The organism is Mycolicibacterium insubricum, from assembly GCF_010731615.1.
GTDB lineage: Bacteria > Actinomycetota > Actinomycetes > Mycobacteriales > Mycobacteriaceae > Mycobacterium > Mycobacterium insubricum.
In genome coordinates this window covers 4,310,140-4,324,084 of the sequence record NZ_AP022618.1, presented here as the reverse complement: position 1 = coordinate 4,324,084, position 13,945 = coordinate 4,310,140, and the positions used below count along the sequence as shown (strand labels likewise).

11 protein-coding genes are annotated in these 13,945 nt (G+C 70.8%); 5 read left to right on the top strand and 6 right to left on the bottom strand.

What is annotated here, in order from left to right; translation table 11 throughout:
- The first annotated feature begins 17 nt into the window (after positions 1–17).
- The 3 genes from G6N16_RS20305 to G6N16_RS20295 all read left to right on the top strand — a co-directional run bounded on the left by G6N16_RS20305 (position 18) and on the right by G6N16_RS20295 (position 4,577).
- Entirely contained in the window at positions 18–1,229 is a 1,212-nt protein-coding gene (locus G6N16_RS20305; protein ID WP_083031181.1) for an acetyl-CoA C-acetyltransferase, read from the top strand.
- 28 nt (positions 1,230–1,257) lie between these two features.
- Positions 1,258–3,417 (top strand): 3-hydroxyacyl-CoA dehydrogenase NAD-binding domain-containing protein, encoded by a 2,160-nt coding sequence (locus G6N16_RS20300; RefSeq protein WP_083031180.1) that lies wholly within the window; start codon positions 1,258–1,260, stop codon positions 3,415–3,417.
- 158 nt (positions 3,418–3,575) lie between these two features.
- Positions 3,576–4,577, top strand: a complete 1,002-nt coding sequence (locus G6N16_RS20295; RefSeq protein ID WP_110810852.1) for a DUF8017 domain-containing protein — start codon at positions 3,576–3,578, stop codon at positions 4,575–4,577.
- A 14-nt stretch (positions 4,578–4,591) separates the two neighbouring features.
- Here the strand turns inward: G6N16_RS20295 and G6N16_RS20290 are convergent, their stop codons facing one another.
- The gene (locus G6N16_RS20290; protein WP_083031179.1) at positions 4,592–6,406 is read right to left on the bottom strand and encodes an HNH endonuclease signature motif containing protein; all 1,815 of its coding nucleotides are present in this window, start codon (positions 6,404–6,406) and stop codon (positions 4,592–4,594) included.
- A 224-nt stretch (positions 6,407–6,630) separates the two neighbouring features.
- On the opposite strand from G6N16_RS20290, the gene G6N16_RS20285 reads away from it, so the two are divergent.
- On the top strand, positions 6,631–7,617 hold the full coding sequence (locus G6N16_RS20285; RefSeq protein ID WP_083031178.1) for an LLM class F420-dependent oxidoreductase: 987 nt from the start codon (positions 6,631–6,633) through the stop codon (positions 7,615–7,617).
- An 11-nt stretch (positions 7,618–7,628) separates the two neighbouring features.
- Here G6N16_RS20285 and G6N16_RS20280 read toward each other — a convergent pair whose 3' ends face one another.
- From G6N16_RS20280 to G6N16_RS20260, 5 genes are all read right to left on the bottom strand, one after another.
- Positions 7,629–8,228 (bottom strand): hypothetical protein, encoded by a 600-nt coding sequence (locus G6N16_RS20280; protein WP_083031177.1) that lies wholly within the window; start codon positions 8,226–8,228, stop codon positions 7,629–7,631.
- A gap of 10 nt (positions 8,229–8,238) precedes the next feature.
- On the bottom strand, positions 8,239–8,793 hold the full coding sequence (locus G6N16_RS20275) for a hypothetical protein (protein WP_083031176.1): 555 nt from the start codon (positions 8,791–8,793) through the stop codon (positions 8,239–8,241).
- Between the two features lie 6 nt (positions 8,794–8,799).
- On the bottom strand, positions 8,800–9,447 hold the full coding sequence (locus G6N16_RS20270; protein WP_083031175.1) for an MspA family porin: 648 nt from the start codon (positions 9,445–9,447) through the stop codon (positions 8,800–8,802).
- Positions 9,448–9,663: 216 nt separating this feature from the next.
- Positions 9,664–11,313, bottom strand: coding sequence for a DNA repair helicase XPB (locus tag G6N16_RS20265; RefSeq protein ID WP_083031174.1), 1,650 nt, complete (start codon positions 11,311–11,313; stop codon positions 9,664–9,666).
- Positions 11,314–11,320: 7 nt separating this feature from the next.
- The gene (locus G6N16_RS20260) at positions 11,321–13,573 is read right to left on the bottom strand and encodes a helicase-associated domain-containing protein (RefSeq protein ID WP_083031173.1); all 2,253 of its coding nucleotides are present in this window, start codon (positions 13,571–13,573) and stop codon (positions 11,321–11,323) included.
- Positions 13,574–13,645: 72 nt separating this feature from the next.
- Here G6N16_RS20260 and G6N16_RS20255 point away from each other — a divergent pair, with 72 nt between their 5' ends.
- Positions 13,646–13,846 (top strand): hypothetical protein, encoded by a 201-nt coding sequence (locus G6N16_RS20255; protein ID WP_083031171.1) that lies wholly within the window; start codon positions 13,646–13,648, stop codon positions 13,844–13,846.
- Positions 13,847–13,945: the final 99 nt, after the last annotated feature.

Sequence of the window (13,945 nt, the reverse complement as noted above, 5' to 3'; positions counted from 1 at the left end):
GGACCTGGAGCAACTACATGTCCGAAGAAGCCTTCATCTACGAGGCCATTCGCACGCCGCGTGGCAAGCAGCGCAAGGGCGCACTCAACGAGGTCAAGCCGCTCGACCTGGTCGTCGGCCTGATCGAGGAGATGCGCCGCCGCCATCCCGACCTGGACGAGACCCTGATCAGCGACGTGCTGCTGGGCTGCGTGTCGCCGGTCGGTGACCAGGGTGCCGATATCGCCCGCACCGCGGTGCTGGCCGCCGGTCTGCCCGACACCACCGGTGGCTACCAGCTCAACCGGTTCTGCGCCTCCGGCCTGGAGGCCGTCAACACCGCCGCGCAGAAGATCCGCTCCGGCTGGGACGACCTGATCTACGCCGGTGGTGTGGAGTCGATGAGCCGCGTTCCCATGGGCGCTGACGGCGGCGCGATGTTCTCCGACATCCCGTTCACCTTCGACAACTACATCGCGCCGCAGGGAATCGGTGCCGATCTGATCGCCACCATGGAGGGCTTCACCCGCGACGACGTCGACGCCTACGCCGCACGCTCGCAGGAGCGCGCCGCTGCCGCCTGGTCGGGCGGCTACTTCGCCAAGTCCGTCATCCCGGTTCGCGACCAGAACGGCCTGGTCGTCCTGGACCACGACGAGCACATGCGTCCCGGCACCACCGTCGAGGACCTGGGCAAGCTGCGCCCGGCGTTCGAGGCGCTGGCCGCCATGGGCGGCTTCGACGATGTGGCGCTGCAGAAGTACCACTGGGTCGAGAAGATCAACCACGTGCACACCGGTGGTAACAGTTCCGGCATCGTCGACGGCGCCGCGCTGCTGCTGATCGGTAGCGAGAAGGCCGGCACCAGCCAGGGCCTCACCCCGCGGGCCCGCATCGTCGCCACCGCCACCAGCGGCGCCGACGCCACCATCATGCTGACCGGGCCCACCCCGGCCACCGAGAAGGTGCTCGCCCGCGCCGGCTTGACCGTCGATGACATCGACCTGTTCGAGCTGAACGAGGCGTTCGCCTCGGTGGTGCTGAAGTTCCAGAAGGACCTGGGCATCCCCGACGAGAAGCTCAACGTCAATGGTGGCGCCATCGCGATGGGCCACCCGCTGGGCGCCACCGGCGCCATGATCACCGGAACCATGGTCGACGAGCTGGAGCGTCGCGGCGCCCGGCGTGCCCTGATCACGCTGTGTATCGGCGGCGGCATGGGCGTGGCCACCATCATCGAGCGCGTCTGAGCCGCGGCGAAGCAAAGGATAAGAAGTCATGGCAGAGAACACCATCAAGTGGGACCAGGATGCCGACGGCATCGTCACGCTCACGCTCGACGATCCGACCGGCTCGGCCAACGTGATGAACGAGCACTACAAGGAGTCGATGCACAACACCGTCGCGCGATTGGTGTCCGAGAAGGACTCCATCACCGGCGTGGTGATCACCAGCGCGAAGAAGACCTTCTTCGCCGGCGGTGACCTCAAGGGCATGCTCGCGGTGGGCCCGGAGAACGCCCAGGAGGCGTTCGACGAGGTCGAGTTCATCAAGGCCGACCTGCGCGCCCTGGAGACCCTCGGCAAGCCGGTCGTCGCGGCCATCAACGGCGCGGCGCTGGGCGGCGGCCTGGAGATCGCGCTGGCGTGCCACCACCGCATCGCCGCGGACGTCCCGGGTTCGGTCATCGGCCTGCCCGAGGTCACCCTGGGCCTGCTGCCCGGCGGCGGCGGCGTGACCCGCTCTGTCCGGATGTTCGGCATCCAGAAGGCCTTCATGGAGGTGCTCGCGCAGGGCACTCGCTTCAAGCCGGCCAAGGCCAAGGACACCGGTCTGGTCGACGAGGTCGTCGGCAGCGTCGACGAGCTGGTCCCGAGGGCGAAGGCCTGGATCAAGGAGGAGCTCAAGGCCAACCCGGAGGGTGCCGCAGTGCAGCCGTGGGACAAGCAGGGCTACAAGATGCCCGGCGGCACCCCGTCCACCCCGGCGCTGGCGGCCATCCTGCCGTCGTTCCCGGCGCTGCTGCGCAAGCAGCTCAAGGGCGCCCCGATGCCCGCGCCGCGGGCCATCCTGGCCGCCGCGGTCGAGGGTGCGCAGGTGGACTTCGACACCGCCAGCCGGATCGAGAGCCGCTACTTCACCTCGCTGGTCACCGGCCAGACCGCCAAAAACATGATCCAGGCGTTCTTTGTGGACATGGCGACCATCAACGGTGGCGGCAGCCGCCCCAAGGGCATCGAGAAGACCCCGATCACCAAGATCGGTGTGCTCGGCGCCGGCATGATGGGCGCGGGCATCGCCTACGTCTCGGCCAAGGCCGGCTACGACGTTGTCCTCAAGGACGTCTCGCTCGAGGCCGCCGAGCGCGGCAAGGGCTACTCGGAGAAGCTCGAGGCCAAGGCGTTGGGGCGCGGGCGGACCACCGAGGAGAAGTCCGCGGAGCTGTTGGGCCGGATCACCCCGACCGCGGACGCCGCCGACCTCAAGGGTGTCGACTTCGTCATCGAGGCCGTCTTCGAGAGCGTGGAGCTCAAGCAGAAGGTGTTCCAGGAGATCGAGGACATCGTCGAGCCGAACGCGGTGCTGGGCTCCAACACCTCGACCCTGCCGATCACCGGTCTGGCCACCGGGGTGAAGCGCCAGGACGACTTCATCGGCATCCACTTCTTCTCGCCGGTCGACAAGATGCCGCTGGTGGAGATCATCAAGGGGGAGAAGACCTCCGACGAGACCCTGGCCCGGGTGTTCGACTACGTGCTGGCCATCAAGAAGACCCCGATCGTCGTCAACGACAGCCGCGGCTTCTTCACCAGCCGGGTCATCGGCACCTTCGTGCAGGAGGCCATCGCCATGCTGGGCGAGGGCATCGCCGCCTCGTCGGTCGAGCAGGCGGGTCTGCAGGCCGGTTACCCGGCGGCGCCGCTGCAGCTGTCCGATGAGCTGAACCTGGAGCTCATGCACAAGATCGCGGTGGCCACCAAGGAGGGCGTCGAGGCCGAGGGCGGCAGCTACACGCCGCACCCGGGCGAGATCGTTGTCGAGAAGATGCTGGAGCTCGGCCGGGGCGGCCGGTTGAAGGGTGCTGGCTTCTACGACTACGCCGACGGGAAGCGGGTTGGCCTGTGGCCGGGCCTGGCGGAGACCTTCAAGTCCGGGTCGACCCAGATCCCGCTGCAGGACATGATCGACCGGATGCTGTTCGCCGAGGCGATCGAGACCCAGAAGTGCCTCGACGAGGGGGTGCTGACGTCCACCGCCGACGCCAACATCGGGTCCATCATGGGCATCGGCTACCCGCCCTACACGGGTGGTTCGGCGCAGTTCATCGTGGGCTACGAGGGACCCCTCGGTGTGGGCCGGGAGGCGTTCGTCGCCCGGGCCAAGGAGCTGGCCGCCCGCTATGGCGACCGGTTCAACCCGCCGGCCTCGCTGCTCTGACGCACTGACACGAATTCCCCCGAACGCCCGAGGCGTTCGGGGGAATTTCGCGTTCCGGGGAGTTTCGCCGGGCGTGGCTGTGCACCGATCTGGTGCACCGATCTGGTTCGCGGATTTGGTGCGCGAAGGCCGTCGTCGGCGCTGTTAGGTTGGCCGGTATGAGCTATCCCGGCATGCCGCAGGGCGGTGGGTCACCCTGGCAACGGCCCGACGGCCCGTCCTGGGCCCAGCCCGATCCGCAGCAGTCCTGGGCCCAGCCCGATGCTCAGCCCTGGGCGCAGCCGGGGCTGCAGTCCTATCAGCAGTGGTACGGCGAGGCGCCGTCGCTGGGCGGCGCCGGCGCCCCGGAGCCGCCGTCGCGCAAATGGCGGGTCATCGCGCTGACCGCGCTGGCGGTGGTGGTGGTACTGGTCGCCACCGGGGCCCTGCTGTGGGGGCTCGGTGGCACGAACTCCGAAACCACCGGGGCCGTGGCGTCCACCACCGGGGCCGGGGTGAGCTCCACCCCGCAGGCGACGACCAGCGAGCCGCTATTCCCGTCGACCTCGGTGTCGGTCCCGCCACGCGGTTCCAACGCCTGCCTCGGCAAGGCGGCCCCGAACACCCCGACCGGCTGGCAGACCGTCGAGGCCAAGCGAGGGCTGTCCTACGACGTGCCGGGGAACTGGGAGGTGAGCAGCTGCGGGACGCTGATCGGCTGGGAGAAGAAGTGCCCCGACGGGCCGTTCGGCTACTGCCCGATCAGAACGATGAGCGGCGCCGCCTCGCTGGACAACCCTAAGTGCGCAAAGTCCTCGCTGGCCGTCTCCGGGGTGCCCGGATCCTCCGACATCTCCGACATCAACCAGTCCGTCAACGCCGAGGCGACGAAGGTGGCCGACATCTACACCTCCGAGGACGGTCAGGTGCCCGCGGTGTCGCTGAGTTCCCCCAAGAGCCTGACCGTCTCGGGCCGCCCCGCGGTTCAGGTGATTGCGACGGTCACCGGAATCAAGGCCGACGCGTGCACCGGCCCGTCCGCGCTGCACAGCATGGTCGCCACCACCGTTCCCGGCCAGGACGGCACGGTGTTGTTCGTGATCAGCCTGGAGCAGGGCATCGACGGCGCGCCGGACGCCGGCGTCATCGACCGAATGGTGGCCTCGCTGCGGACCACCTGAGCCCGGGCCGCAGCTCAGCGCTCGGCAAGGTGGCGTTCGGGGTCGCGGGCGATGAGGCGGGCCAGCTCCTCGTCGGTTATTTCGGTGCGCCCGTCGTCGTGGCAGTCGGGATTGCAGTCAGGGTCCCAGGGGTACCCGGCGCAGTCGTACCCGGTGGCCGCAGCGATCTCGTCAAGTTCGGCATCGGTCTCATCGAAGTAGGACATCCAGCCCGCGCACGCGACCGCGTCCTCCAACCAACCCGGTGCGGTTCCCGGCGGATCGGCGCCGGGCGGCGTGGGCGGATACGGAGGCGGCGCCGGGCCGGGATCGGGCTGGCCGCGCAGTCGTGCGCGACGGCGCCGCAGGTCCACCAGCAGGTCTTCGGGGAAGTTGAACGCGTTGACCCGGCTCTGGCCGCGGTCCAGCGCGGGCGGCGGGTGCCATTCCACGCGGCCGTTGTCGTTGAGCACGGTCGTCCAGTCGAACTGGTCGGCCATCACATTGTCCGGTCCGCAGGCCTGCCCGAGGTCATCGATGTTGGTGTCGGTGCCATTGCGCCAGCCCCGGCCCAGATGGTGGGCCTGGCAGTCGTAGGCGCTTGCCGTGCATCCGGGCCGCGTGCAGCCGCGGTCCCGGGCCACCAGCACGATCCGCTGGTCGGCCGACGCTATTCGTTTGGAGCGGCCCAGCCACAACGCGCGGCCCCGGCCGTCGAAGATCACCAGGTAGTGGACCGCGTGTGAGCCAAGCCGGATCACGTCGCTCATCGGCAGCCGGGACCCGCCCGCGGTGGTCGCCCAACCGGTCAGCGCCCCGGAGCTCGGGTCCGGCGGCGCCTGGCGGCCGGTCGCCGGCCGGTCCCCGCCGGTCGGTAGATCCCGATGGGCGGGCCCCGCCGCGGCGTCGATCTGGGCGCCGGCGTGCGCGGCGGCTTCCATTTCGGCGAGCGTCGTCGTGACGATCACGGTGACCGGAAGGCCGTTGTGCTGGCCGAGGTCTCCGGAGGCCAGCATCGCGCGCAATACCGCGAGCAGGGCGTCATGGTTGCGCTGTTTCCAGGTCCGGGCGTCGTTGCGGATCTGGTCCTCGCCCGGCGTGCCGGACACGCAGGGATGTTCGTCGGCCGGGTTGCACATTCCCGGGGCGGCCAGCTTCGCCAGCAAGGGCTCCAGGGTGGCGCGGGCTTCGGGAGTGAGGACTCCGGACAGCTTGCTGGAGCCGTCCCGGCACTGCGGGCCGAGCACCAGACCCCGCTTGTTCTGGCGCTGTCGGTCGGAGAAGTCACCGTCGGGGTCCAAGACGGTGAGCAGCAGATTCGCCAGCCGCCGGAACATCGCCGGGCCGTGTTCGGCGGCCAGTTCGGCGAGCTCGACCTGGGCGTACCCGCGCCACTTGGCCGTCACCGCGGACGGTATCTGCGCGTAGACCTCGCGGGCGATGGCCACATGCTCGGGGCTGATCCGTCCCTCAGCCTGGGCGGCGGCCACCGCCGGCAGCAGCGGCTCCAACGCCGCGCCGTCGAGGGTCATTCGGGGTCCGAGATCGGCGGCGTCGTCCAACCGCCGCTTGGCCGCCGCGCGGGAGATCCGCAGCCGCTCCTCCAGGACCCGTGACAGCGTGGCGGCCCCGAGCTTGCCCGGGTTGCCGTCGGCGGCCAAGCGGGCCAACAACCGGTGGTCCACGGCCGGCTGCTTCCAGGCCAACGTCTCCCTGCGCTCCAGGACGTCCAGCACTTCCTCCGAGGTCAGCGCGTCGAGGGAGCAGTTGGCGAGCTTCTGGTAGGCGGCTTCGGCGTCCGCCAGGGCGGCGAAGATCGCCTCCCGATCGGCGTACGCGTTCCTGTTCATACTTAGAACATTAGTTCGGGCCACCGACAGGAAATCGATCGGAAGGGCCCAAATCGGGGGCCCGATAAATAAGAATTCTATGAGAAAATCTGCAAGCCTCGAGGGGTGCCCCGGGCCAGGACCCGGCGCGCGACTCGCGCTCCGCTCCACCCCAGTCCGACCCGGCAGCATCTCCGGTCCCCGGGCCCCGCCTCCAGCCGCGCTGCCGCGGCTACAGTCGGCCCATGCGCTTCGGAATGTTCATCCCGCAGGGCTGGCGACTGGACCTCGTCGGCATCGACTCGAGCGAGCAGTGGGCGGTGATGAACGGGCTGGCCCGGCGCGCCGACGACGGTGATGCGTGGGATTCGCTGTGGGTCTACGACCACTTCCACACCGTGCCGCTGCCCACCGACGAGGCCACCCACGAAGCGTGGTCGCTGATGTCGGCGTTCGCGGCCGGCACCAGCCGGATCAAGCTGGGCCAGATGTGCACGGCGATGAGCTACCGCAACCCGGTGTACCTGGCCAAAGTGGCCGCCACCGCCGACATCATCTCCGGCGGACGCATCCAGATGGGCATCGGCGCCGGCTGGTACGAACACGAGTGGCGCGCCTACGGTTACGGGTTCCCGCCGGCCCGGGAGCGGCTGGCCCGCCTCGACGAGGGCGTGCAGATCATGCGCGACGCCTGGCGCGACGGTCGGGTCAGTTTCGACGGCCGCCACTACCAGGTCGACGGCGCGATTGTCGCACCGAAACCCCTGCAGGAGAACGGGATTCCTCTGTGGATCGCCGGGGGAGGGGAGAAGGTGACGCTGAAGATCGCCGCCAAATACGCGCAGTACACCAACTTCTCCGGCGACCCCGAACAGTTCGCGCACAAGTCCCGGGTGCTGGCCGGGCACTGCGACGACGTCGGCACCGATTACGACGCGGTCGTGCGGTCGGCCAACATCAACGTGGTGATCGCGGACACCGAGGCCGAGGTTGACGCCCGGTTGGCGCACCTGCGGGGCGTGTACAGCCCGTTGGTCGGTGACGCGGCGACCGAGTCCATGGTCACCGCCATGCGCGGACCCGGCACCGGTACCCCCGAACAGGTCATCGGGCAGCTGGCCCGGCTCAAGGACCTCGGCTGCGAATACCTGATCTGCTACTTCCCCGACGCCGCGCACGATCACCGCGGCCTCGAGCTGTTCGAACGGGCGGTCATCCCCGCGCTGAGCTGAGAAGGAGGGGGTCAGCGCCGCGCGCGGATGGTCCACCAGTCCGAAACACCCGGTGCGGCCAGCGGCCCGGCACCCGGCTGCTGCGACTCCGGGCCCGGCGGCGGAGCCTGCGGTGCGGCTCCCGGTGCCGCCTGCGCGGCCGGGTCGGGGTTTTCCAGTGCCAGCGGCTGCCCGGTCACCGGGTCGGCCTGACCGGTCGCCGCGGTGGCGCCGGGCAGCACGCCGCCGGCGTTGTCCTCCTGCGCCGACGACGGCACCGCCTTGCCGGTGCGCACCCCGCGCACCTGGCTCGACGGCCCGATGCCCTTGACCACGGCGCGGTTGTCCTGCACACCGAGCCGATCACCCGGCATGCCGGTGCCTGAGGCCTCGGGATCGGCGTTGGAGCGGGCCCCGGTGTTGCCGCCGTCGACGAACCGGGACGGCGGCGTCAGCGACCAGATCGACTGGAATCCGTAGGCGCCCGGGTAGTAGCCGATGTAGCCGGGCGGGTTGTAGATCGGTCCGGTCGGGTCACCCGGGACCGACGGGGTGGGGTCGGCGCCGGCTGTCGGGGCGGCCAGCATCCCGATCCCGGCCAGCGCGGCCAGGGCCGCCAGCGGTTTCCTCATACCCATGCGCCTATCGCCTCGAACCGGCGGGTTCGGGCCCGGTGTTCTGGGAACCGGGCTGAATACCGCCTCCGGGCGTCGGGTCCGACGATTCACTGCGGACGGCCGGCTGCTTCGGGGCGCCCGCCGGATCCTCCAGACCGCCCGGTGCGCCGCCGGGCATCGTCGTCGCCGGTTTGACGCCACCGGCGGGATCGGGCGAGCCGACCGCGTCCATCGGGTTGTCGGGGCGGACCCCGGGTGCGTTCCCGGTCCAGGCCCGCCGGGTGGGCTCGACGCCGAGCCGGGAGTTGGGCAGCCCGTATCTGGCCGAATCCAGGTCCGCGTTGGACATCGCCGAGGTGCCGGCGGCGTCCAGCACCCGGCGCGGCCTCAGGTAGAACCCGAGCACCCAGGTGTAGGCGCCCGGCTGGTGGCCGATCCGGCCTGGCATGTTGTGATACGGCAGCCCGTCGTAACCCGGGGGCGGCCCGGGCGACGGGTCGGCGGCTGCGGCCGGCGCGGGGACGACGAGTAGTCCGGCGGCCAGCAGGGCGATCACGGCCCCGCGGGGTGGCGGTGTCATCGCCGCTCAGATCTTGATCGGGTCGCCGTAGGTGGCGTACGACGAATGTGCGTTCGCCGTCGACACCCGCAGGTAGGCGTACGAGCGGATAGTCACGTCACCGCCGCAAGCGTCGGCCTTGACGTGCAGGTTCGTGATCGCCAGGGTGGCGTGTCCGGACGGCGACAGGGTCATGTTGGACATCGGCAGGTCGACGATCACGCCCGGCTCCAGAACCGTCTGCGCGTAGCCGGTGGCACCGCCGCCCACCGCTCCGCCGGGCAGCGCCCCCAGGGTGTCGCTGGCGGCGACACCGCCGGAGACCGCGCCGCCGAACTGCAAGCCGGCGGACACGTCGGACTGGCAGCCCAGCTGGTAGCCGGTGATGAACAGGCTGTCCAGGATTGGGCCCGGGTCCGACACCGAGGTGGAGGCGACCAGCGTCACGAACGCCTCCCGGGAGTTCTGCGCTTCGGCGAGATTGGGGACCGCGTTGACCACCTCGTTGTTGATCCCGATGTGGATGTTCAGCCCGTCGGGCGTCACCTCGTCGAGCGCCGTGGGCGCCATCTGCACATCCTGCGCTCGAGCGTCCGGCGCCGGGGCCAGCGTCACGGCGCACAGGGCGGCCGCGGCGCAGGCCGCCACCAGGGGTCGGGGGAGTCGTGCGGCCATCGGGACCTCCGGGTTGCAATCAAATCGTTATCGGCGCGGCCCATTGAGCTCGGAGGGGCTGAACGCGATCCCGAATCCGGATGAACGGAAGTTGAACGCGGCACAGGATTGAGGCTGTCCGCCATCGCCGATGGCGGCTGTCCGCCATAGACAGACCCGGACCGGGACGCACTTCCGCGGCGCAGAAGGTGCGATGGATTCGGGAGGGTGGTCCCGTCAGATGGCCGGCCCCAGTAGATCGTCGGCGTCGCGGATGATGTACCCGTAGCCCTGCTCGGCGAGGAACCGCTGCCGGTGCGCGGCGTACTCGGCGTCCAGCGAGTCCCGGGCGACCACGCTGTAGAAGATCGCCCCGCCGCCGTCGTGCTTGGGCCGCAGCAACCGGCCCAGCCGCTGGGCCTCCTCCTGCCGCGAACCGAACGTGCCCGACACCTGCACCGCCACCGAGGCCTCCGGCAGGTCGATGGAGAAGTTGGCCACCTTGGACACCACCAGCGTCTTGATCTCACCGGCCCGGAACGCGTCGAACAGCTTCTCCCGCTCGGCATTTCGGGTCGATCCCTGGATCACCGGCGCATCCAGCTCGGCGCCGAGCTCGTCGAGCTGGTCCAGGTAGGCGCCGATCACCAGCGTCGGTTCGTCCGGATGCCGCTCCAGGATGGAGCGCACCACCGCGATCTTGGTGTGCGCCGTCGCGCACAGTTTGTAGCGCTCCTCGGGCTCGGCGGTCGCATAGGTCATCCGCTCGTTCTCGGTCATGGTGACCCGCACCTCGACGCACTCGGCCGGCGCGATCCAGCCCTGGGCCTCGATGTCCTTCCACGGCGCGTCGTAACGCTTGGGCCCGATCAGCGAGAACACGTCGCCCTCGCGGCCGTCCTCGCGGATCAGCGTCGCCGTCAGGCCCAGGCGCCGCCGGGACTGCAGATCGGCGGTCATCCGGAACACCGGAGCGGGCAGCAGATGCACCTCGTCGTAGATGATCAGGCCCCAGTCGCGGGAGTCGAAGAGCTCCAGATGCTTGTATTCGCCCTTGGTGCGACGGGTGATCACCTGGTACGTCGCGATGGTGACCGGCCGGATCTCCTTGCGCTCGCCGGAGTACTCGCCGATTTCGGCTTCGGTCAGTGACGTCCGCGCGATCAGTTCCCGCTTCCACTGCCGGCCCGCCACGGTGTTGGTGACCAGGATCAGCGTCGTCGCCCCGGCGGTGGCCATCGCCGCCGCGCCGACGATGGTCTTGCCCGCCCCGCACGGCAGCACCACCACCCCGGAACCGCCCGCCCAGAACGAGTCGGCGGCCATCTGCTGGTAGTCGCGCAGCTCCCAGCCGTCCTGGTCTAGTTCGATGGGGTGCTTCTCGCCGTCGACGTAGCCGGCCAGATCCTCGGCGGGCCAACCGATCTTGAGCAGCATCTGCTTGACTCGGCCGCGTTCGGACGGGTGCACGATCACCGTGTCGTCGTCGATGCGGGCACCGAGCATCGGGGCGATCTTCTTGTTGCGCAGCACCTCCTCGAGGACCGCGCGATCCAGGCTGACCAGGCACAGCCCGTGCGCCGGGTGCTTGACCAGCTGCAGCCGGCCGTATCGGGCCATGGTGTCGACGATGTCGACCAGCAGCGGCTGCGGCACCGCGTAGCGGGAGAAACTCACCAGCGCGTCCACCACCTGCTCGGCGTCGTGGCCGGCGGCGCGGGCGTTCCACAGCGCCAGCGGGGTGATCCGGTAGGTGTGCACGTGCTCGGGAGCGCGTTCCAGTTCGGCGAACGGCGCGATCGCCGCCCGTGCCGCACCGGCGAGCTCGTGGTCGACCTCCAACAACACAGTCTTGTCGGATTGCACGATGAGCGGTCCGTCGGTCATGACCCCATTATCCGTTGGGGTCCGACAACACCGACGTGATGCGGTGCACGGCGAACTCCCGGACCCGCCCCGACGCCTGGTCAAAGGCGTTGAGCAGCCCGCCGCGCACGCTGATCGGCTCCACCACCCGCCGGGTCGCCATCCCCGCGGCGTCCAGGTAGCCGATCAGCACCTCGGAGCGTTCGATCGCCGCGCGCAGCAGCGCCATGGTGGCCTGGGTGGCGTCGAGGTTCTCCCCCTCGGGGGTGGCGTCCATCCGGCGCAGCACCGACACCAGGGCCGCCAGCCCGTCGGGGTCCGGCGGCGTCAGTGGCGAGCGCTGCGACCACCGCCGGGTCTGCGCGGCGACCCGGGCGCCGCGGGCCGCCAGATCCACCACCGCCCCCGAGGCGTCCTCGGCGGCCGGGGCGAATCCGGCGTCGCGCAGCGCCGCCAGCAGCTCGCCGATCGGGGCCAGCGAGATCGCCACCGTCGGTGCCAGCAGCCGGGGCTCGAGGCTGCGCAGCGCCGGACTGGCGACGGCCTGAGCCAGCAGCGCGGGGTCCTCGCACCGGACGAACGACGACCCCAGCCCGACCCGCAGCCGCCCGTGCCGGCGGGCCACGTCGTCGATCAGGTAGGTCAGGCCCTGGGGGACGGGGGTTTTGGTGTGCCCGGCGAAGAAGGCGTGCAGCTCGCCGGCGCTGCGCCCGGAGTCCAGCGCCCGGCGCACTGTCGCCTCGGTGACCCGGAACACCGACGCCGCACCCGCGGACTCCCGGTCGGCGACGGCGGCCAGTTCGACGGCCAGGTCGCGGGCCGGCGGCCCGGGTACGACGACCGTCAGGTCGGCCTGCAGTAGGAAATGGTCGACGGGGGTCGGCAGCGCCTCGGTCATCGCGGCGACGGCCGCGTCCTCACCGGAGTCCAGCAGGGCGCGTCCCGGGCTGCTCAGCGCGCCGTGCGCGACGACGCCGAGGGCGTGTGCCTCGTCCAGCAGATCGCCGACCGGCTCGGGCTGCAGCCGCGCCGCCCAGCGCGGCCGCGCCCAGATCAGCGCCGCCGACACCGTCGCCGCGTCGGTGCCGGTGCCCGGCGGCAACCCGGCCAGCGTTTTGAGCAGCAACCGGCGGTCCAACGGCGCGGCGGCCGAATGCAGCGGATAGGACAGCGCGCCGAGCGGTTTCCCGTCGGGACCGCGCCGGCCGATCAGGCTCGGCCGGGACGCCAGCGTCAGCCAGGCTCCGGCGAGCTGGGCCCACTGCGCGGCGGCCGGGGCGTCCAGGAACCGGTCGGCGGCGGCCGTCGGCGCCCAGAACGGCGGTGAGCCGGATTCCGGCTCCGGATCGGGCATGCCGTCGGCGATCAGCCCGGCGGCGGCCGCGATCTCCAGGATCAGCGCCAGCCGGGCCTCGGTGACCTCGGCGGTCTTGGCCAGCCTTCGTACATCCCGCACACCCAGGCCGCCGCTGCGCAACTGCGGCACCGGGGTGGCACCCAGCAGCGCCAGCACCGACTCCGTCTCGCGCAGCAGGTCCAGGATGGCGACCGCGGCGGCGCCGTCGACGTCGGCGACCGCGCCCCGGCGCACCGCGGGGTCCGGCGGCGCCAGCAGCACCGGGTCGGGGGTGTGACCGCGCAGCAGCTGCCCGACGCGCCGGGGCAGCAGCACCGTCTCGTCGTCGAGGCGCAGCAGCAGGCCGGTGGCCAGCAGACGGGGCACCGGGTGATCGGCGGGTGCAGTGGGTGCGGCGTCGCGGGTGCGGCCCACCGGAGACCCCTCGGACAGCCGGGACAGCAGTTCGGCCTGTTCATCGGGCAGGGCGTCGATGGCCGCCGACAGCTGGTCTACCGAGCGGCGCGGTGAGTCCAGCGCGAGCTGGCCGGGATACCAGGGCAGTCCGGCCCCGGCCTCGCCGGCCACCCGGATCCGGTCAGTGCCCCACACCAGCGCCCGGTCGGCCAGGTCGGCCAGCACCGCGTCCAGGTCGTCGGCGTCGATGCGGTGCTCCAGCAGGGCGGCGATGTCGGCGACGGGTGCCGGCGTGCGGTTGGCGTGCAGCACCAGCAGTGCGTCCAGCACCGCCAGGTGCCGCAGATCCAGCTCGTCGGTGGCGGCCTGCACGGACTGGCGGGCCTGGGCGCGCGCGGCGAGTGCGGCGAGGCTGGCGGGGGCGGGCTGGGCCAGGTCGGGACGCAGCGTGAGCAGCCGGACCAGCTGCTCGTCGGGCAGGTCCGACAGCCAGGCTCCCAGCGGGATGCCCTGGGCGTGCTTGGTCATCGGGTGCGCCTTGTCATCGCTGGCCAGCGTAAAGCAGCCTCGGCTACACATCGCCGGGCCCTAACTGTCACAATGTCAGACGTGGCTGACAACACCAACGATAAGAACCAGTACGTCGACCCGGGCTGGCCGGCGACCGCTCCCGGTGAGCACGCCGTCAGCGAACTGGTCTGCGACCGCACCGGCTCGCTGTCGCCGTTCGGTGAAGTGACCTTCCCGCTGCCGTACCAGGAGCTGCCGTACCTGCACCCGGTCACCGTCGTCAACCGATAACCCGACGTTCTCCACGGGCCCGCTGCCCCACTTTGGTGGGGCAGCGGGCCTGCGGTGTTTCCGGCTGCTTTCGGGCCCGGATCCAGGAGACGAAAAAGT